Source organism: Comamonas sp. MYb396, from assembly GCF_037479555.1.
Classification (GTDB): domain Bacteria; phylum Pseudomonadota; class Gammaproteobacteria; order Burkholderiales; family Burkholderiaceae_C; genus Comamonas.
Map to the genome: position 1 here is coordinate 613,204 of NZ_JBBGYU010000002.1, position 17,281 is coordinate 630,484.

Genomic DNA, 17,281 nt, shown 5'->3' on the forward strand with positions numbered 1-17,281 from the left:
CAATCACTGCTCTACATGCTGGCGCTGCCGCTGATCGCCGCCTGGCAGTGGCAGCATGGCCTGGTCTGGTGGCTCTACCTGGTCGAGCTGTTTCTGACCTTGGGTATCGGCGTCATCCACCACAACCACACCCATCTGCGCATGTGGACGGGGCCCCGCAGCCGCTGGGCCAACCGCGCCACCGACTATGCGCTGACCCTGCTGCAGGGCCACCCCACCTTTGTGTTCTGGCCCGCCCATGTGGCCAACCACCACCGCTACAAGCATGGCGAGCAGGATATCGCCCGCACCTACCGTTTTGGCGGTGACAGCAACCACCTCTGGGGCTACCTGCTCCACCCGCTGCAGGCGGCCTGGGTGCTGTACCCGCTGTTCATCCGCTGGCTGGCGGGGCTGCGCCTGCGCCAGCCCGGCGCCTTTCGCTACTGCATGGGCCAGTACGCGCTGTGGCTGGGCAGCTGGGCGGCGCTGCTGGCGCTGGACTGGAAGAAAGCGCTGGTCTTTGTCATCCTGCCCCAGCTCCACGGCCTGCATTGGCTGCTGGCCACCAACTACCTGCAACACGCCCATGCCGATGGCCGCAAGCCCCCAAAGTCCAAAAACGATACCGACGGTGGCATGCTGAACTACGCACGCAATTTTGAAGGCTGGGTCAACCCGCTGCTCTTTAATATTGGCCTGCACACCGCCCACCATGAATGTCCGCATGCCCACTGGTCCGCGTTGACCCGCTTGCATGCCGATGAATACCGACACCGGGTCCACCCGGTGCTCAATGAGGCAGGCCTGCTGCCGTATATGGCACGGGTCTTTGTTGGAGGGATGGTTTGCCGATCGGCCCGCAGCCGGTCGCTGATGCCGCCCATGGAGAAAAAGTAGTCATCTATGCCAGTCGCTTATTCGCAGGTCTATATCGAATCCGCCGGTCACTTCATGCCCGGCGCCCCCATCGCCAACGACGGCATGGATGCCTATGTCGCGCCGCTCAACCGGCTGTCCGAACGCATCAAGCGCCGCATCCTCGCGGAAAACGGTATCCAGCAGCGCCACTACGCGATTGCGCCTGATGGCAGCACCAGCTACAGCAATGCGCAAATGGCCAAGGGCGCCATCGAGGCGGCCCTGGCGCAGGCCGCACGGCCGCTGGCCGATATCGGCTTTCTGGCCAGCGGTTCATCAGGCGGCGACGCGCTGATGCCCGGCTTTGCCAGCATGATCCAGGGCGAGATGGCCGCACCGCCGATGGAGCTGCTCAGCGTGCATGGCGTCTGCGCGGCCAGTGTGGGCGCGCTGCAAAGCGCGGCGCTGGCGGTGGAGCACGGCACGCACGGCCATGCGCTGGCGGTGGCCAGCGAGATGCCCTCGCGCCTGTTCAAGCGCTCGCGCTACGCGGGCCAGGACTACAACACCGATTTCGATGCGCATTTTTTGCGCTGGATGCTGAGCGATGGCGCCGGCGCCGTGCTGCTGGGCCAGGGCGCCGCCCTGCCCCAGCGCCCCGATCTGCGCCTCAAACTGCGCTGGACCCACCAGCGCAGCTTTGCCGGCGACTACCCCGTGTGCATGCAGCTGGGCCTGACGCATGACCGCCAGCGCAGCCACCTCGATTTCCCCTCCTGGGCCGAGGCCGAGGCGGCTGGCGCGCTGTCCCTGCGCCAGGACATCCGCCTGCTGCCGCACCTCTTTGATGTCTGCATCCACGAGTACGCCCGCATCGCCCACCAGGGCTGGCTGCCCGAGCGCGGCATTGACCACTTTCTCTGCCACTACTCGTCCGAGAAATTCATCCCCGTGGTCGATGAGCTGCTGAACAAGGCGCAACTGTCGATCCCGCGCGAGCGCTGGTGGAGCAACCTGGCCTGGCGCGGCAATACCGGCGCGGCCTCCATTTTTGTGATGATCGCCGAGTATTTGCAGACCCAGCATGCGCGCCTCCAGCCCGGCGACACGATGCTGTGCTTTGTGCCCGAGTCCGGCCGCTTTACCGCCGGCTATATGCTGCTGGAGGTGGAGCGCAGCGCGCCTGCCGGCACGTCTGCCACCAGCGCCAGTACCCCGGCCCAGCGCGCACCCCAGGCCGCAGCCGCTGCCGAGAGCGCGCTGATCGCCCCACCCCATGACCCTGCCGCCGCCCCGGCAGGCCTGGCGCCGTTGCTGACCGAGCTGGCCAGCATCTGGCATGACTACCGCTCCCAGGTCTGGCGCACGCCGCTGGTCCACCGCATCCACAGCGGCCAGATCCAGCAGGCCGACTATGTGCGCTGGATGAGCCAGTGGGTGCCCCAGGTGCGCGAAGGCAGCCTGTGGATGCGCGAAGGTGCCGCCTCGCTCACAGGGGCCTATGCCGAGCTGGCCGCGCTGATGGGCGTGCACGCCAGCGAAGAGCAGAACGACTTCAAGATCCTGCACCAGGACTACTTGAATGCCGGGGGCACACAAACCGATATCCAGCAGCTGCGCCGCAACCCGGGTGGCGAGGCGCTCAACAGCTACCTGCACAGCCTGGCAGCCACCCCCAACCCGATTGGCCTCCTGGGCGCCATCTACATCATCGAAGGCACGGGCCAGCGCATCGTTCCCAGCCTGCTGCCGCTGCTGCGCCAGCATCTGGCGCTGGGCCCGGACTGCTTCCGCTTCTTGGAATACCACGGCGCCAATGACGAAGACCATCTGGAGCGCTGGCTGCTGGCCGTGCAGATGGTGATGGCGCTGGACGAGACCGGCACCGCCGCAGCAGCGATTGCCGCGACCGCACGCCATACCTCTGCGCTCTACCTGATGCAGTTCCGGCATATTCTGGATGCCACGGCCACGGAGCGCGCACGATGACCGATTTCCGCGACATTCCCCACGACGAGCGCGACCCCAACCCCTGGCTGGCGCTCTACCTGGACGACAGCACGCCGCTGCCCGACCATGTCAAGGCAGCCTGGCTCAAGGATTCGAGCAGCCGCTCGCGCCAGTTTCTGCTGCCCTTCATCCGGCCACTCGCGCGGCTGAGCATCATCCTGATCCAGATCCTCAAGGTGCTGCTGCCCAAGCGCTGGGCGCATTCCAAGCTGCTGCACCGCACGCTGGCCTTCAGCATGAACCGCTTTGTCTCCCCCGAGGCGAACTGGCTCATCATGCGCCACTTTCACCTGGGCTCGCAGATCCTGAGCTTTATCGGCGCCAATGCGCCCACCCCCGTGCCCACCAAGCCGCTGGCACCGATGGAGATCGATGACATCAAGGACGAGCTGTTCCTCAAGCACGACCTGAACCTGTTCAACTTTGTCATCCGGCTCAACACCACGCTGCGCAGCCACGGCCAGCACATGGGCCCGGTGGCCGAGCCCGACTTTGGCATGCTCTGCGACCCGCCGCTGCAGCTGGCCGCGATGCCCCATGGCCGGCTGAACATTCTCGATCTACAAAGCGCCATCGAGGTCTACACGCCGGTCTACCAGCTGCTGCTGACCGACAACGATTTCTGGCGCGCCAGCAATTCGCTGCAGCTGGACGAAACCGTTGCCATCTACGCGGCCAAGATCCTGTCCTCGCCCGAGCACCTGGTGATGCTCAACAACAAGCACCCGCTCGTACCCCTGTCCACCCTGCGCGCCGGCCACCGCCTGGTGCTGCATGGCCTGTCCACCGAGATGCTGCACTGCCTGCTGATGCGCATGGCGACCGGCGAGACCCCACTGCCCAGCCGCGAAATCGCCAAGACCCGGCAGGCAGCCGGCCGGCCTGCGCAGGCCAGCTGATCCATTTCCCTTAAAGCCTTCGATGCAGACGCCACGCCCAGAACACCCCATCCGCAACCCGCCCTGGCACCCCTGCGGCGCGCGCCATGTCGCCGTCTATGGCACCTTGCGTGCCGGCGGCGTCAACGACATTGCCCGGCTGCAGCCTGGCATCGGCTGCCTGGGCCGCAGCTTGCTGACCGGCACCTTGTTTGACCTGGGCTGGTACCCGGGCCTGCAGTTGCAGGGCAGCGGCCTGGTGCTCGCCGAGGTCTACCCCTTGAGCGATGCGCTGGAGCAGGCGATGGACCGCATCGAAGGCATCTGGCCCCAGGATGTGGGCGAGTACACCAAGCGCGTGCTGACGCTGGATGTGGAGCTGGTCGGCGGCGGCCAGCAGCCGCTGGAGGCACTCGTGTATGAGGCCCTTCCCCCGGCCTTGCAAGGCCGCACGCAGATCAGCGCGCAGGACTGGTTGGCCTGGATTGCAGAGTAGGGACGCGATCACCCCGATACGGCTTTTAGCCTCAATACGCCCCAGAACTGATGCCCTCGGTACGGCAACTCAGCCCAGCAGCAGCCCCTGCTTTTCGATAAAGGTCACCACCTCGTCCAGGCCATCGAGCGTCTTCAGGTTGGTCATCACAAAGGGCTTGGTGCCCTTGGGGCCGCTGCGCATGCGCTCGGTGTCGCTGCGCATCACCTCCAGGTTGGCACCCACATAGGGCGCGAGATCGGTCTTGTTGATCACAAACAGATCGCTCTTGGTGATACCGGGGCCGCCCTTGCGCGGAATCTTCTCGCCAGCCGCCACATCGATCACATAGATGGTCAGGTCCGACAGCTCGGGGCTGAAGGTGGCAGCCAGGTTGTCGCCGCCCGATTCGATAAACACGATATCGGCATCGGGAAACTGGCCCAGCATGCGGTCAATCGCTTCGAGGTTGATCGAGGCATCCTCGCGGATCGCCGTGTGCGGGCAGCCGCCCGTCTCCACGCCCATGATGCGCTCGGCCGGCAGCGCGCCGCTGACGGTCAGCAGGCGCTGGTCTTCCTTGGTGTAGATGTCGTTGGTGATGGCGATCAGGTCCCATTTGTCGCGCATGGCCTTGCACAGCATCTCCAAGATGGTGGTCTTGCCCGAGCCCACGGGCCCGCCGATACCAACGCGCAACGGAGGCAGCTTTTTGCTGCGGTGGGGAATGTGGTGCAGTGCAGTGCTCATGATCGAAAAAGCCGTGAATATTGGTGTTCATGCCGGGCCGAGAGAATGGCCAGCATCGGAGAAAAAGCCTGGCGTTCGTCATCGCCCAGCGCCAGCGCATGCTCGGCCGCCGCCGGTATCGCCTCTGCCAGCCGCGCCAAAATGCGCTGGCCGGCGCTCTGGCCCAGCGGTACCGATTTGATCGCTGCCTGCACCATGTTCTCAGCCCAGCCAAAGGCATAGGCGAGCAGCGCATCACGCGCGCCTGCGCCCGCCAGGTGCGCGGCCAGCGCAAAGGCCAGCGGATAACTCGCATCCTCGGCCGCCAGCCAGTTCACCAGGACCAAGGCCTCGCCATCATCGGCATAGCGGTTCTGCAACCAGGCCACCAGCGAGCGGCCCATCTGCTCGGTCTGCAGGCGCAGCTCGCTGCTCTCGCGCGTCTGCAGCACCCAGGCGTTGAGGGCCACCAGGCGCGCGCGCTCATCGCTGTGCCAGGCCTGCATGGCCTGGGCCAGTACCGCCATATCACCCCGGGCCTGGCTCAGCTGCAGCTGCTCGGCAATCCAGTCTGCTGCCTGCGCCTCGTTGCCGACCAGCGCGGCATTCACGCCCGCCTCCAGCCCCTCCGAATAGGAGAAGCCGCCGATCGGCAAAGCCGGCGAGGCCAGCCACATCAGCTGCAAAAAGCTGGCGGGCGACAGGCTGAGGGGTTGCATGCTCATCCGTGGTGGTGCGGATGGGCATGGTCATGCCCGTGGTCATGGCTGTGCGCATGCCCATGTCCATGGTGGCTGTGGCCATCGTTGGTGACATGGCCGCCATAGGCGCCGCCTTCCGGCTCAAAGGGCAGCTCCGCCTCAACCACGGTCATGTGCATGCTGCGCAGCATGTCGGCCAGCACATGGTCGGGCTCGATCTTGAGGTGGTCGGGCTGCAGCTCGATGGGCACATGGCGGTTGCCCAGGTGGTAAGCGGCGCGCATCAGGTCAAAGGCCGAGCCATGCTGCGCGCAGGCACTGATATGCAGCACTTTCTGCGGCGCGGCCCGCACGAGAATCACCGAGCCATCTTCGGCGACCAGCACATCGCCACCGCGCACGGCCTGGCCGCGTGGCAGAAAAATCGCCAGCGCCCGGCCGCTGCTGTCGGTGGCCGAGAAGCGCGACTTCTGGCGCACATCCCAGTCCAGCTCGACAAAGCTCGCGCGCTTGCGCAAGGCAGGTGCCAGGCCCTGGCCAGCGGGCAGGCATTTGGAGACTTGCAGCATCGCCCCGTCCGTCATGGCAGCTCCAGGCGCATAAAGCAGCTGTTCGGATCGGGCTGGTAGCTGCCAAACGGTGCGCAGTCCACAAAGCCATTGCGCGCGTAAAAACGGCGCGCCGGTGCAAAAAAGGCCTCGGTGCCCGTCTCCAGGCTGATGCGCCTGGCCCCCATCGCGCGGGCCTGGGCCAGCACATGGTCCAGCACCTGCTGGGCAGCACCTGAGCCGCGTTGCGCCGCCTCCACCCGCATCGATTTGAGCTCCAGGTGGCCCGCATCCAGGATCTTGAGCGCGCAGGTGGCGACCAAGGCCTTGGGCTCTTGCGCGGCGGTCCAGCCGGTCCACAGCTGCAGCCCAGGCGCGCGCAGCTGCTCGGGGTCGAGCGCATGCACGCTCTCGGGCGGCGAGATGCGGCGCATATCGCTCAGGTGCGCTTCCAAAAAGGCCAGCACGCGCGCGTCGGTCACGGGGTCCAGCTTGAAAATCAATGGTCTTGCCATGGGTGCTTACCAGTTCAAAACAGAAAATAACGCTGGGCCATCGGCAGGCTGCTGGCTGGCTCGCAGCTCAGCAGCTGGCCATCGGCGCGCACCGCATAGGTCTGGGCATCCACCTCCATGTGCGGCGCCAGGTCGTTGTGCACCATGTGCTGCTTTTGCAGACCGCGTATGCCTTTGACGGCAGACAAGGTCTTGGCCAGGCCAAAGCGCTGGCCGATGCCAGCAGCCAGGCCCGCTTGCGAGACAAAGGTCAGCGAGGTCCTGGCAATCGCCCCGCCAAAGGCACCAAACATCGGGCGGTAGTGCACCGGCTGCGGCGTCGGGATCGAGGCATTGGGGTCACCCATGGCCGCCATCGCGATAAAGCCGCCCTTGAGGATGCAGCTGGGCTTGACGCCAAAAAAGGCCGGCTTCCAGATGACGATATCGGCCCACTTGCCCACTTCCAGGCTGCCCACCTCATGGCTGATGCCATGGGCGATGGCCGGGTTGATGGTGTACTTGGCGATATAGCGCTTGATGCGGAAGTTGTCATGCCGCTCGCTGTCGCCCGGGAGGGCGCCGCGCTGCTGTTTCATCTTGTGCGCCGTCTGCCAGGTGCGCAGGATCACCTCACCCACCCGGCCCATGGCCTGGCTGTCGGAGCTGAACATGCTGATGGCGCCGATGTCGTGCAGGATGTCTTCGGCCGCAATGGTTTCCTTGCGGATGCGGCTTTCGGCAAAGGCCAGGTCCTCGGCAATGCCGGCATCGAGGTGGTGGCAGACCATCAGCATGTCCACATGCTCGTCGAGCGTGTTGATCGTGTAGGGCCGCGTCGGGTTGGTGGAGCTGGGCAGCACATTGCTCTCGCCTACCACCTTCAAAATGTCCGGCGCATGGCCGCCGCCCGCGCCTTCGGTGTGGAAGGTATGGATGGTGCGGCCTTTGAACGCGGCCACCGTGTCTTCGACAAAGCCGCTTTCGTTCAACGTATCGGTATGGATCGCCACCTGGGTGTCGGTGAGCTCGGCCACGTCCAGGCAGTTGTCGATGGCCGCTGGCGTGCTGCCCCAGTCCTCGTGCAGCTTGAGGCCAATCGCGCCGGCATCGATCTGCTCATGCAGGGCCAGCGGCAAGCTCGCATTGCCCTTGCCCAGAAAACCCAGGTTCATCGGGAAGGCATCGGCCGCCTGCAGCATGCGCTCCATGTTCCAGGCGCCGGGCGTGCAGGTCGTCGCAAAGGTGCCGGTGGCCGGGCCGGTGCCGCCGCCAATCATCGTCGTCACGCCACTGGTCAGCGCCTCCTCGATCTGCTGGGGCGCGATGAAGTGGATATGCGTATCGATGCCGCCAGCGGTCACGACCATGCCTTCGCAGCTGATGATCTCGGTGCCCGGGCCGATGATGATGTCCACCCCCGGCTGCGTGTCCGGGTTGCCCGCCTTGCCAATCGCGGCAATGCGGCCCGCTTTGAGGCCGATGTCCGCCTTGACGATGCCCCAGTGGTCGATGATCAGCGCATTGGTCAGCACCGTGTCCATCGCGCCCTGCGCACTGCTGCGCTGGCTTTGCGCCATGCCATCACGGATGGTCTTGCCACCGCCAAACTTCACCTCTTCGCCATAGCCGCCCGCGCGCAGGGTGAAGTCCTGCTCCACCTGCACGACCAGTTCGGTATCGGCCAGGCGCAGGCGGTCACCCACCGTGGGCCCATAGGTCTCTGCGTATGCGCGTCTGTCCATTGTTGCCATCAGAACCATCCTGTCTTAGAACGCTGGCACAGCATGCCGGGCCTCATTCCAGCGCCCCTTGCACCAGGCCGCGAAAGCCGTAGATCTGCCGGTCACCGCCAAGGTCCACCAGCTCCACCGTACGCTGCTGGCCCGGCTCAAAGCGCACCGCCATGCCGCTGGCAATATGCAGGCGCATGCCATGGGCCGCCTGGCGGTCAAAGACCAGGCCGGCATTGGTCTCGGCAAAGTGGTAGTGCGAGCCGACCTGGATGGGCCGGTCGCTGGCGTTGTTCACCACCAGCGTGGCGGTGCGGCGCCCCGGGTTCAGCACATGTTCGCCGTCATCCAGCAGCAGTTCACCTGGGATCATCGTGCTGCTCCTCGTCAGGCCAGGCGCGTCAGCATGGCTGCGCCCAAGACCGCGGTGGCGCCGCCCGCCAGCTTGGCCAGCCAGCGGTGGCGCTGCATCAGGGCCTTGCCCAGCACCATGCCGCCGACATGCAGCAGGGCCGAGCCCAGCGCCATGCCCGCCAAGGCACCCACAGAGGCCCAGCCTGTATCCGCTGCCAGTTCGAACCCATGGGCTGCGCCATGGAAAAACGCAAACACACCCGCCAGCGCAGCGGCCAGCACCCAGGGCATCTGCTTTTGCACTGCTACCAACAGGCCCAGCACCAAGACGGACGCAGCAATCATCGGCTCCACACCCGGCACCCACAGGCCCGCAAAACCCGCCAACGCCCCCGCTACCAGCAGGGCCACAAAGGCGGCCGGTGCGCGCCAGGCGGGCGTCACCGTCAGCGCACTCCAGGCGCCCACGGCCAGCATGGCCGCCATATGGTCCGCGCCGGTAAACGGGTGGGCAAAGGCATGGCCAAAGCTGCTCAAAAAGCCATGGTGGCCGCCGCCGTCGCTGCCCACATGGGCAAGTGCGGACAGAGGCAAGGCGGCAGCGGCAGCCGCCACGGTGGCAGAGAGTTTCTTGAAGTTCATGGTGCTAGGCTTGCGCAAGGGAAAAGAGGGGATTCAGACAATGGGCTCATGCACGGTGACGAGCTTGGTGCCATCGGGAAAGGTCGCCTCGATCTGGATATCGGCAATCATCTCGGGGATGCCCTCCATCACATCGGCGCGCGTGAGCACCGTGCGGCCAGCGCTCATCAGCTGGGCAACGGTCTTGCCATCGCGCGCGCCCTCCATCACAAAGGCGCTGATCAGCGCCACCGCCTCGGGGTAGTTCAGCTTGAGCCCCCGGGCCAGGCGCCGCTCGGCCAGCAAGGCGGCGGTAAAGATCAGCAGCTTGTCTTTTTCGCGAGGTGTCAGTTCCATACCTAGTGCAAAGCAAGGCACATGCCAAGGGGCTGCAGCGGCAGAGCATGCACGCTTTCCGTGCTGCATCCTCTGCTCATTGCACCACAAGCATGCAGACCTGCCGCGCATGCACCAATTCAGCACAGCCAGCACCCCAGGGCGGTGCAGTTCCTGGCACGTGGCTTGCAAAACCCCAGCCATGTCTTGTGCACCCTACTCACCTCCGATCCCGGCCCTTGGGCCCTGCTGGCCAGCGGGCATTCAGCACCAGCCGCAGCCATGAGCTGGCATTCCCAACTAGACCTGCGCTACGGCCAGCAAGCCGGCAAGACCTCGGTGCAGTTCAGCCACGATGGCCCGCTGCGCATTCTCAAAAGCCTCTACCCCGAAGGCCCGGGCATTTGCCACAACGTGCTGGTGCACCCGCCCGGCGGCCTGGTGGGGGGCGATGTGCTGGATATCTCGGTCGAGGTGGCGGCAGGCGCGCATGCGCTCATCACCACGCCGGGCGCAACGCGCTTTTACAAGAGCAATGGCCAGCCGGCCTTGCAGCGCACCCGCCTTAAGCTGCAGGCCGGCGCCCGGCTGGAATGGCTGCCGCTGGAGGCCATTGCCTATAACGCCTGCGATGCGGCGAACGAGCTGCAGATGGAACTGGCACCGGGAGCGGAGCTGCTGACCTGGGACATCACCGCGCTGGGCCTGCCGCTGGCCGGCCAGCCCTTTACCCAGGGCGTGTTTTCACAGCACATCGCCTGGCCGGGGCATTTTCTGGAACGGGGCCGCATCCGGGCCGATGATGAGTTGCTGCTCAACGGCCGGCTGGGCCTGGCGGGCCAGCGCTGCATGGGCAGCTTGCTCTATGCCAGCGGCTCACCGATCACCCGCGCGCAACGCGAAGCGCTGCTGGAGAGCACCCAACTGTTGCTGGAAGCCGCGCCTGCAGAGGTGATCGCGGGCGTGACTGCACCGAACGAGCACATGCTGGTGCTGCGTGGTCTGGCGCCCGTGGTGGAGCCCGCTATGCAGCTGTGGAAGACGGTCTGGGGCCACTGGCGCAGCAGCCTCTGGGGCTTGCCGGCGCAGCGGCCGCGTATCTGGTCGATGTAAGACCTGTTCAAAGGGGCTGCTTGCCCCGCGCGATTAAGCGCCGTCGATCAGCTGTTCGATATCCTTGGCGAGCGTATCGACCGGGGTGCCATAGCGGCTGTACAAACGCAGGCGGCCTTCCGGGTCGAAGATGTAGTCGCCCGCGGTATGGTCCATCGTGTAGCTGCCCGGGGTCTGGCCCTCGACCCGCTTGTAGTAAACCTTGAAGTCCTTGGCCATCTTGGCCGTTTCCTCGTCGCTGCCGCGCAGCGCCAGAAAGCTGGGGTCAAAGTTGGCGAGGTAGGCCTGCAGAATCTCGGGCGTGTCGCGGGAGGGATCGACCGATGCAAAGATCACCTGCAGCTTGTCACCCTTGGCGCCGAGCTTTTGCTTGACGGCCGCCAGGTCGCCCAAGGTGGTCGGGCAGACATCGGGGCACTGGGTAAAGCCAAAGAACACCAGCACGACCTTGCCCTTGAAATCCGCCATGCTGCGGCGCTGGCCATGCTGGTCGGGCATAGAGAAATCCTGCCCATACTCCTTGCTGCCGGTCAGGTCGATGGCGTTGAAATCGGCCTTGGATTTACAGGCGGAGAGGACACCGGCGGCCGAGGCCAGCATGGCCGAGCCCGCCAGCCAGCGAAGGGCATTGCGCTTGTTCATTGCAGATTTACCAGCTCACATAGTGGTCAACCAACAGCGCCACAAACAGCAGGCTGAGGTAGACCAGCGAAAAACGGAAAGTCTTGCGCGCCAGCGCATCGGAGTAATTGCGCCACAGCGCAAAGGCATAGCCAAAGAACCCGGCACCCAGCACCACGGCAGCCACCAGGTAGATCCAGGAGCTCATCTGGATGATGAAGGGCAGCAGGCCGGCGGCAAACAAGACCACGGTGTAGAGCAAGACCTGCACGCGGGTGTAATAGTTCCCATGGGTGACCGGCAGCATCGGCAGGCCGGACTTGCGGTAGTCCTCGACCCGGTACAGCGCCAGTGCCCAGAAGTGCGGCGGCGTCCACAGGAAGATGATCAAAAACAGCAACAGCGCCTGGGGCGAGACGTCGCCGGTCATCGCGGCCCAGCCCAGCACGGGGGGCATCGCACCCGATGCGCCACCGATCACGATGTTCTGCGGCGTCAGCGGCTTGAGGATCACCGTGTAGATGACGGCATAACCGACAAAGGTCGCAAAGGTCAGCCACATGGTGATGGCATTGATCCAGACGATCAGAATGGCCGAGCCGGCGATGCACAGCCCGGCAGAAAACATCAGGGTCTGCATGTTGGACAGCTCGCCGCGCGCGGTGGGGCGCCAGGCGGTGCGCTTCATGCGCGCATCGATGCTCTGCTCCACCAGGCAGTTGAAGGCCGCTGCGGCCCCCGCCACCAGCCAGATGCCCGCACAGGCGACGGCCATGCGCAGCAGCTCGGCGCCGGTGGGCACACCCGGCACGGCCAGCACCATGCCGATCAGTGCGCAAAACACAATCAGCTGCACCACCTTGGGTTTGGTCAATGCATAGAACTGCGCAAAGCGGTTCGGCATTGGCGTTGCGGCAAGTTCGGTCATCGGGGCACTCAGTCTTTGTTCCATACAGCGTCATCAACTCGCAGCACTGCGGGCAGGTTCAGGGCCCGCAGTACACCAGATCCAGGTCAGCACCACCATGATGGCGGCAGCGCCCCCGGTGTGCAAAACGGCCGCCAGCATCGGCCAGTCCAGCACCACATTCGACAGTCCCGTGGCAAATTGCAGCAGCGTCAGGCCCACGAGCCAGCGGCGCTGCTGCCGCAGCAGCGGCACCGTGCGCAGGGCCCAGCCCAGCCACAGCAAGGCGGCAATCACCAGGTAGGCAAACAGCCGGTGCATGTAGTGGATGGCCACCAGCGCTTCATAGCTGATGTGCGCACCGTCGGCCAGAAAGCCCAGCGGGCGCCAGATCTGGAACCCGTCAAAGTTCATCGCCGGCCACCAGGCGCCATTGCACATGGGAAAGCTGGTGCAGGCCAGCACCGCATAGTTGGTACTGACCCAGCCACCCAGGGTCACCTGCGCAAACACCAGCAGCGCCGTGACCGCCACCAGGCCGCGCAACAGGCGCGGCACTGGGACTAACCCTAGATTATCGGCAAATTGCGTGTGGCGCGTTGCCTGCACGGTTAATAGCATCAAGAGCACGGTGCCGCCCAGCAGGTGCAAGGTGACGATCGCCGGGAACAGCTTCATCGTCACCGTGAGCGCGCCAAAGGCCCCCTGGATCAGCACCCAGACCAGGGTGGCGGTCGGCCACCACGGGCTGATCGGCTGCGGACCCCGGCGTTTGCGCTGCAGCCAGGCACTGGCAGTGAGCACAATGATGAGGCCGCCCACGGCGGTGGCCAGGTAGCGGTGGATCATTTCCACCCAGGCCTTGCCATAGGTCACCGGGCCGGTCGGCATGGCCTCTTGCGCGGCAGAGATCTCGGCATGCGCGCCAATCGGGCTGGCACTGCCGTAGCAGCCCGGCCAGTCCGGGCAGCCCAGGCCCGAATCGGTCAGGCGCGTAAAGGCGCCAAACATCACCAGGTCAAAGGACAGGAACAGGGTCAGCACCGCCAGCACCTGCAGGCGCTTGAGCGGCGTGGCACCGCGGTGGCGCCACCAAATCCAGACGATGGGGCCCAGCGCAATGATGGCCCCGGTCAGCAACACACGCGCCAGCGGCGCGAAATCATATAAATCCTGCGATGTCATGCTAGCTATCCACTACCGCCCTTCCTTGTCCCAACTCGACGACGCGCGCAGCAGCCGCTCCAGATCCTTGCGCGCCTTGGCCGCATCGGAGCGGCTGAGCTGGGCAGGAAAACGCATCATCCAGTGGCCCAGCGGGTCCACCACGTACAAATGTTCGCCCAGCTGCTGGCCGGCTGCCGGCTGCAGCCACTGGGCCACCAGCGCCTGGGGCACCCGCAGCACGGTGGCCTGGTCCAGTGCCGTGCGCAAGGCTGGCGGCGGCTCGCCGTCGTCGGTCACCAGCCAGACCCAGTCCAGCCGGTCCTTCTCGCGGCCCAGGCTCTCGCGCAGCTGGCGCTGCAGGTAGAGGTTGTTCTGGCAGACCTCGTCGCAGGCCGCGCCCGAAGCACTCAGCAGCAGCCACTGGCCCTTGAGGCTTTGCAGCTCAAACGGCTGGCCGTCCAGGGTCTTGACCTTTGCGGCCGGAATCGTCGGCTGCTGGCCCACCAGCTCGCCAAAATTGCGCCGCCCCTCGGGCCGGATCACGTAGTAGGTGAAGTAGGACGCGATCACCGGCGCCGCACAGACCAGCAGCACCAGCAGCATCTTGAGGCGGCCACTGCGCGAGCGCTCGGCCTCCTCCAGCGCCGCTTCAGCCTGCTCGGCAGGCGGCAGGCCATGCACGGTCAGGCCCAGCAGCGCCTCATCAGCGGGCGGCGGCGCCTGGGTGGCTGCGGCGTCGAAGGACACGTCGGACAATTTGGAACCAGACATAGAGGATCGCAATCAGGCTACACAGACCAAACCATTGAAATGCATAACCATAATGCTTTTCCACGCCGCTGCCTACTACGGGCCAGTCGCGCAGCAGGCCCTCGCTGGCCGGCCCGGTCTGCACCACGGTGACTGCAGCCAAGGGCAGGCCGGTCTCCTGCGCGTAAGCATCGGTATCGAGATTCTGCCGGATTCGGGAAACCCCTGGGTGCGCGGCGGACGTCTGCAGCTCCAAAAGGCGCGCCGGCTGGCCCGCCACCCGGCCCTGCACTTGCACGCTACCGCCAGGCGTTTGCACCTGCGGCAGCGCCAGGCGGTCTTCAAAATTGCGCGGCGCCCAGCCCCGCTGCACCAGCACGGTCTGCGGCTGGCCTGGCGCTACCGGGCCGGCCAGGCGCAGTGGTGTCAGCACATAAAAACCCGGGCGCGCCTGCATCTGGCGGTTGTCCAGGTAGACCGTGTACTGTGGCAGCCATTCGCCACGCAGCACCACCTGGCGGTGCTGCAGGCTGGCACGCTCGGCCTCAGCCAGGGGCTGCAGCAAGCTCGCCCCGTCCAGCGCCGGCAGGGCTGCACGCGCATCGAGCTGCGCCTGGTAGGCCAGCTTCTCATCGGCGCGGCGCAGCTGCCAGAACCCCAGCGAGGCGGTCAGCAGCATCGAGGCTGCTGCCGCAACGGTGATCAGCACAAAACGCAGCTGGGCTCGGCGCTCCGTAGGGGTCTTGGCGATGGAGGAGGAAGCAGAAGGCGCAGGCATAGACTGTTTATACCCGGTGCAGAGCGCGGCAGCCAGCAGCGCGCTGGCCAAGATACTGCGGGGAGAGGCTATTGGGGTGCAGGCCGATAGCGCCCCGTCTGGCGCTGCCGCACAATGGGTTTGCTGCGCCGGGCGCCAGAGCGCCGTTCGAAGTGACTCGCAGCGCACGCCAAGAACACCGAGACCACCCTGAGGACAGCACCATGCACCTGCTCATCGCACTCGCCTTTGTCGTGATACTGGCCTGCCTGGCAGCGGCCGGGCTTTTCATGCTGCGCGGCAACCAGTCGGGCACCGGCAGCAAGCGCATGGCCTGGGCGCTGACCTTGCGCATTGCGCTGTCGGTGCTGGTGTTTGCCGGCATTCTGCTGGCCTGGAAGCTGGGCTACCTGCAGCCCCATGGCATACCGCTGGGGGCTTGAGGCCCTCAGCAGCACCCCCACCCCAACTACATCCAGTACACGAGGATATAGAGGCCCAGCCAGACCACATCGACAAAGTGCCAGTACCAGGCGGCGCCCTCAAAGCCAAAGTGCTTCTTGGCGGTGAAATGGCCTTTTTGCAGCCGCAAGGTGATGACCAGCAGCATCAGCATGCCGATAAACACATGCAAGCCGTGGAAGCCCGTCAGCATGTAGAAGGTGGAGCCGTAGGTGCCGGAGTTGAGCTTGAGGTTCAGCTCAGTGTAGAGGTGGAAGTACTCATAGCCCTGCACGCAGAGGAAGACGATGCCCAGCACCACGGTCATCCACATGAAGCGGATGCACTTGCTGCGCTGGTCGGCCTGCAAGGCATGGTGGGCGATGGTCAAGGTAACGCCCGAGGTCAGCAGCAGCGCGGTATTGATGGTGGGCAGCCAGAAAGGGCCCACGGTCTGGAACGGCTCGACGATGCCCGCAGGCGAGGCAGTCGCGCCCATTTCCACGCTGGGCCACACGGCCTTGAAATCGGGCCAGAGAATGGCATTGTCCAGGCTGCCCAGCGCCGGCAGCGAATGGGCCCGTGCCCACCACAGCGCAGTAAAGAAGGCGCCGAAGAACATCACCTCCGAGAAGATGAACCAGCTCATGCTCCAGCGGTAGGACAGGTCGATGCGGTGGCTGTAGAGGCCCTGCTCGCTTTCGCGGATCGCATCGCCAAACCACTGGTACAGCACAAACAGCCACCAGGCAATGCCGACAAAGAGCAGGTACATGCCCCAGGTGTGGCCATTGACCCAGTTGCCGGCGCCGGCAATGACAAAGCCCAGGCCAATGGCCGCCATCACCGGGTGGCGGGACTCGGCCGGAACATAGTAGTACGGTGTGGTGCCATGGGAAGTCGCACTCATCGCTGCTCCTGGTATTTCGTTTATTGATTCATTCTTCCGCGATGCCAATACTGGCATCAAACCAACCATTGCACCAGGGCCATCAACCCCAGCACAAACAGGAAGATCGCCACCAAACCCACGGCAATCACCTGCAGTGGCGTGATCTGCACGCCATCCTCTTGCCATTCCGACCCCTTGCGCACCCCCAAAAAAGACCAAGCCACAGCCTTGACCGTGCGCCAGAGATTGCCCTTGCGCGGCGGTTGCGGGCCGGGCGCGCTGGCCATCAGGATGCCCCTGCCTGCACCCCGGCGCCCTGCACCGCAGGCGCCAGCACCGCCGTCGACGCAGGTGCCGCCGGGATGCGGCCACCGACCTCAAAGAAGGTGTAGGACAAGGTGATCGTCGTCACATCCTTGGACAGCTTGGGGTCGATCACAAAGGCCACTGGCCATTCCTTGCGCTCACCGGGCTCCAGGGTGTACTGGTTGAAGCAAAAGCATTCGAGCTTGTTGAAATAGGGCGCGGCCTGCTTGGGCGCATAGCTGGGAATCGCCTGGGCCGACATGCGGTGGTCCTGCTCGTTGCGGAACTCGTACATCACCGTGCTCAGCGCGCCGGGGTGTACCTGCATCGTGCGCACCGCCGGTTTGAAGCTCCAGGGCCCACGCGCATTCGCGTCGAACTCGACGATGATGGTGCGGCTTTCGTCGACCTGGCTGTTGAGCTTGACGTTCTTGCCGGCCGTGCCGTTGCCCGGCACATCGCGCTCGGTCAGCGCCAGGATGTTGATGCCCGTGACCTCGCAGATGCGCTTGTACAGCGGGATCAGCGCGTAGCCAAAGGCAAACATGCCAAAGGCAACAACGGCCAGCTTGCCCACCATCTTCGCGTTGTCTGCATGTCTGCTCACC

At 65.1% G+C, this 17,281-nt stretch carries 21 protein-coding genes and 1 pseudogene; 6 read left to right on the forward strand and 16 right to left on the reverse strand.

The genetic code is table 11. The features are described 5' to 3' along the window. The first annotated feature begins 15 nt into the window (after positions 1 to 15). The 4 genes from WH265_RS06935 to WH265_RS06950 are packed head-to-tail and all read left to right on the forward strand — an operon-like array spanning position 16 to position 4,224. A complete protein-coding gene (locus WH265_RS06935; RefSeq protein ID WP_445228071.1) occupies positions 16 to 879 on the forward strand; it encodes a fatty acid desaturase in 864 nt (287 codons plus the stop codon). Between the two features lie 6 nt (positions 880 to 885). Continuing rightward, positions 886 to 2,829 carry an iron-containing redox enzyme family protein gene (locus WH265_RS06940; RefSeq protein ID WP_339557771.1) on the forward strand — a complete coding sequence of 648 codons (1,944 nt, stop codon included), beginning with the start codon at positions 886 to 888 and terminating at the stop codon, positions 2,827 to 2,829. Further along, entirely contained in the window at positions 2,826 to 3,749 is a 924-nt protein-coding gene (locus tag WH265_RS06945) for a DUF6999 family protein (protein ID WP_339534407.1), read from the forward strand. The genes WH265_RS06940 and WH265_RS06945 overlap by 4 nt, the downstream gene beginning before the upstream one ends. A gap of 22 nt (positions 3,750 to 3,771) precedes the next feature. Continuing rightward, on the forward strand, positions 3,772 to 4,224 hold the full coding sequence (locus WH265_RS06950) for a gamma-glutamylcyclotransferase family protein (protein WP_339557772.1): 453 nt from the start codon (positions 3,772 to 3,774) through the stop codon (positions 4,222 to 4,224). A gap of 69 nt (positions 4,225 to 4,293) precedes the next feature. On the opposite strand, the gene ureG is transcribed toward WH265_RS06950, so the two are convergent. The 8 genes and pseudogenes from ureG to WH265_RS06990 form a co-directional block, all read right to left on the reverse strand. Beyond that, entirely contained in the window at positions 4,294 to 4,953 is a 660-nt protein-coding gene (gene ureG / locus WH265_RS06955; RefSeq protein WP_339557773.1) for an urease accessory protein UreG, read from the reverse strand. Next, complete coding sequence (locus WH265_RS06960; RefSeq protein ID WP_339557774.1) at positions 4,950 to 5,657, reverse strand: urease accessory protein UreF; 708 nt, start codon at positions 5,655 to 5,657, stop codon at positions 4,950 to 4,952. Before WH265_RS06960 ends, ureG begins: the two co-directional genes overlap by 4 nt. Positions 5,658 to 5,659: 2 nt before the next feature. Beyond that, positions 5,660 to 6,202, reverse strand: a pseudogene (gene ureE, locus WH265_RS06965) (urease accessory protein UreE); the annotation flags it as partial. An 11-nt stretch (positions 6,203 to 6,213) separates the two neighbouring features. After that, a complete protein-coding gene (locus WH265_RS06970) occupies positions 6,214 to 6,696 on the reverse strand; it encodes a GNAT family N-acetyltransferase (protein ID WP_339557776.1) in 483 nt (160 codons plus the stop codon). Between the two features lie 14 nt (positions 6,697 to 6,710). Then, complete coding sequence (gene ureC, locus WH265_RS06975) at positions 6,711 to 8,429, reverse strand: urease subunit alpha (RefSeq protein ID WP_339557777.1); 1,719 nt, start codon at positions 8,427 to 8,429, stop codon at positions 6,711 to 6,713. 43 nt (positions 8,430 to 8,472) lie between these two features. Continuing rightward, positions 8,473 to 8,781 (reverse strand): urease subunit beta, encoded by a 309-nt coding sequence (locus WH265_RS06980; protein WP_339557778.1) that lies wholly within the window; start codon positions 8,779 to 8,781, stop codon positions 8,473 to 8,475. A 14-nt stretch (positions 8,782 to 8,795) separates the two neighbouring features. Next, a complete protein-coding gene (locus WH265_RS06985) occupies positions 8,796 to 9,404 on the reverse strand; it encodes a HupE/UreJ family protein (protein WP_339517355.1) in 609 nt (202 codons plus the stop codon). Positions 9,405 to 9,437: 33 nt separating this feature from the next. Further along, positions 9,438 to 9,740 carry an urease subunit gamma gene (locus WH265_RS06990; RefSeq protein ID WP_116924691.1) on the reverse strand — a complete coding sequence of 101 codons (303 nt, stop codon included), beginning with the start codon at positions 9,738 to 9,740 and terminating at the stop codon, positions 9,438 to 9,440. A gap of 261 nt (positions 9,741 to 10,001) precedes the next feature. Here WH265_RS06990 and WH265_RS06995 point away from each other — a divergent pair, with 261 nt between their 5' ends. Next, positions 10,002 to 10,832, forward strand: a complete 831-nt coding sequence (locus WH265_RS06995) for an urease accessory protein UreD (RefSeq protein WP_339557779.1) — start codon at positions 10,002 to 10,004, stop codon at positions 10,830 to 10,832. Positions 10,833 to 10,865: 33 nt separating this feature from the next. Here WH265_RS06995 and WH265_RS07000 read toward each other — a convergent pair whose 3' ends face one another. Genes WH265_RS07000 through WH265_RS07020 form a run of 5 tightly spaced genes read right to left on the reverse strand, consistent with a single transcriptional unit; the run spans position 10,866 to position 15,055 of the window. Continuing rightward, positions 10,866 to 11,474, reverse strand: a complete 609-nt coding sequence (locus WH265_RS07000; RefSeq protein ID WP_339557780.1) for an SCO family protein — start codon at positions 11,472 to 11,474, stop codon at positions 10,866 to 10,868. 7 nt (positions 11,475 to 11,481) lie between these two features. Further along, a complete protein-coding gene (cyoE, locus tag WH265_RS07005; RefSeq protein WP_445228489.1) occupies positions 11,482 to 12,381 on the reverse strand; it encodes a heme o synthase in 900 nt (299 codons plus the stop codon). 33 nt (positions 12,382 to 12,414) lie between these two features. Next, positions 12,415 to 13,545, reverse strand: a complete 1,131-nt coding sequence (locus tag WH265_RS07010) for a COX15/CtaA family protein (protein WP_339557782.1) — start codon at positions 13,543 to 13,545, stop codon at positions 12,415 to 12,417. A 12-nt stretch (positions 13,546 to 13,557) separates the two neighbouring features. Further along, positions 13,558 to 14,298: an SCO family protein gene (locus tag WH265_RS07015; protein ID WP_027010761.1), complete on the reverse strand. Its 741-nt coding sequence runs from the start codon at positions 14,296 to 14,298 to the stop codon at positions 13,558 to 13,560. After that, positions 14,231 to 15,055: an SURF1 family protein gene (locus tag WH265_RS07020; protein WP_021026274.1), complete on the reverse strand. Its 825-nt coding sequence runs from the start codon at positions 15,053 to 15,055 to the stop codon at positions 14,231 to 14,233. Before WH265_RS07020 ends, WH265_RS07015 begins: the two co-directional genes overlap by 68 nt. Before the next feature lie 203 nt (positions 15,056 to 15,258). On the opposite strand from WH265_RS07020, the gene WH265_RS07025 reads away from it, so the two are divergent. Further along, the gene (locus tag WH265_RS07025) at positions 15,259 to 15,477 is read left to right on the forward strand and encodes a DUF2909 domain-containing protein (RefSeq protein WP_021026275.1); all 219 of its coding nucleotides are present in this window, start codon (positions 15,259 to 15,261) and stop codon (positions 15,475 to 15,477) included. Between the two features lie 26 nt (positions 15,478 to 15,503). Here WH265_RS07025 and WH265_RS07030 read toward each other — a convergent pair whose 3' ends face one another. The 3 genes from WH265_RS07030 to WH265_RS07040 are packed head-to-tail and all read right to left on the reverse strand — an operon-like array spanning position 15,504 to position 17,280. Then, positions 15,504 to 16,385, reverse strand: coding sequence for a cytochrome c oxidase subunit 3 (locus WH265_RS07030; protein WP_027010763.1), 882 nt, complete (start codon positions 16,383 to 16,385; stop codon positions 15,504 to 15,506). Between the two features lie 56 nt (positions 16,386 to 16,441). Continuing rightward, the gene (locus WH265_RS07035) at positions 16,442 to 16,654 is read right to left on the reverse strand and encodes a DUF2970 domain-containing protein (RefSeq protein ID WP_021026277.1); all 213 of its coding nucleotides are present in this window, start codon (positions 16,652 to 16,654) and stop codon (positions 16,442 to 16,444) included. After that, positions 16,654 to 17,280, reverse strand: coding sequence for a cytochrome c oxidase assembly protein (locus WH265_RS07040; protein WP_027010764.1), 627 nt, complete (start codon positions 17,278 to 17,280; stop codon positions 16,654 to 16,656). The genes WH265_RS07035 and WH265_RS07040 overlap by 1 nt, the downstream gene beginning before the upstream one ends. Position 17,281: the final 1 nt, after the last annotated feature.

Excerpts from the sequence above, each read along its gene's own strand:
- WH265_RS06935 (WP_445228071.1), top strand. The coding sequence starts at position 16 with ATGCTGGCGCTGCCGCTGATCGCCGCCTGGCAGTGGCAGCATGGCCTG.
- WH265_RS06940 (WP_339557771.1), top strand. The coding sequence starts at position 886 with ATGCCAGTCGCTTATTCGCAGGTCTATATCGAATCCGCCGGTCACTTC.
- WH265_RS06945 (WP_339534407.1), top strand. The coding sequence starts at position 2,826 with ATGACCGATTTCCGCGACATTCCCCACGACGAGCGCGACCCCAACCCC.
- WH265_RS06950 (WP_339557772.1), top strand. The coding sequence starts at position 3,772 with ATGCAGACGCCACGCCCAGAACACCCCATCCGCAACCCGCCCTGGCAC.
- ureG (WP_339557773.1), bottom strand. The coding sequence starts at position 4,953 with ATGAGCACTGCACTGCACCACATTCCCCACCGCAGCAAAAAGCTGCCT.
- WH265_RS06960 (WP_339557774.1), bottom strand. The coding sequence starts at position 5,657 with ATGAGCATGCAACCCCTCAGCCTGTCGCCCGCCAGCTTTTTGCAGCTG.
- WH265_RS06970 (WP_339557776.1), bottom strand. The coding sequence starts at position 6,696 with ATGGCAAGACCATTGATTTTCAAGCTGGACCCCGTGACCGACGCGCGC.
- ureC (WP_339557777.1), bottom strand. The coding sequence starts at position 8,429 with ATGGCAACAATGGACAGACGCGCATACGCAGAGACCTATGGGCCCACG.
- WH265_RS06980 (WP_339557778.1), bottom strand. The coding sequence starts at position 8,781 with ATGATCCCAGGTGAACTGCTGCTGGATGACGGCGAACATGTGCTGAAC.
- WH265_RS06985 (WP_339517355.1), bottom strand. The coding sequence starts at position 9,404 with ATGAACTTCAAGAAACTCTCTGCCACCGTGGCGGCTGCCGCTGCCGCC.
- WH265_RS06990 (WP_116924691.1), bottom strand. The coding sequence starts at position 9,740 with ATGGAACTGACACCTCGCGAAAAAGACAAGCTGCTGATCTTTACCGCC.
- WH265_RS06995 (WP_339557779.1), top strand. The coding sequence starts at position 10,002 with ATGAGCTGGCATTCCCAACTAGACCTGCGCTACGGCCAGCAAGCCGGC.
- WH265_RS07000 (WP_339557780.1), bottom strand. The coding sequence starts at position 11,474 with ATGAACAAGCGCAATGCCCTTCGCTGGCTGGCGGGCTCGGCCATGCTG.
- cyoE (WP_445228489.1), bottom strand. The coding sequence starts at position 12,381 with ATGACCGAACTTGCCGCAACGCCAATGCCGAACCGCTTTGCGCAGTTC.
- WH265_RS07010 (WP_339557782.1), bottom strand. The coding sequence starts at position 13,545 with ATGACATCGCAGGATTTATATGATTTCGCGCCGCTGGCGCGTGTGTTG.
- WH265_RS07015 (WP_027010761.1), bottom strand. The coding sequence starts at position 14,298 with ATGTCTGGTTCCAAATTGTCCGACGTGTCCTTCGACGCCGCAGCCACC.
- WH265_RS07020 (WP_021026274.1), bottom strand. The coding sequence starts at position 15,055 with ATGCCTGCGCCTTCTGCTTCCTCCTCCATCGCCAAGACCCCTACGGAG.
- WH265_RS07025 (WP_021026275.1), top strand. The coding sequence starts at position 15,259 with ATGCACCTGCTCATCGCACTCGCCTTTGTCGTGATACTGGCCTGCCTG.
- WH265_RS07030 (WP_027010763.1), bottom strand. The coding sequence starts at position 16,385 with ATGAGTGCGACTTCCCATGGCACCACACCGTACTACTATGTTCCGGCC.
- WH265_RS07035 (WP_021026277.1), bottom strand. The coding sequence starts at position 16,654 with ATGGCCAGCGCGCCCGGCCCGCAACCGCCGCGCAAGGGCAATCTCTGG.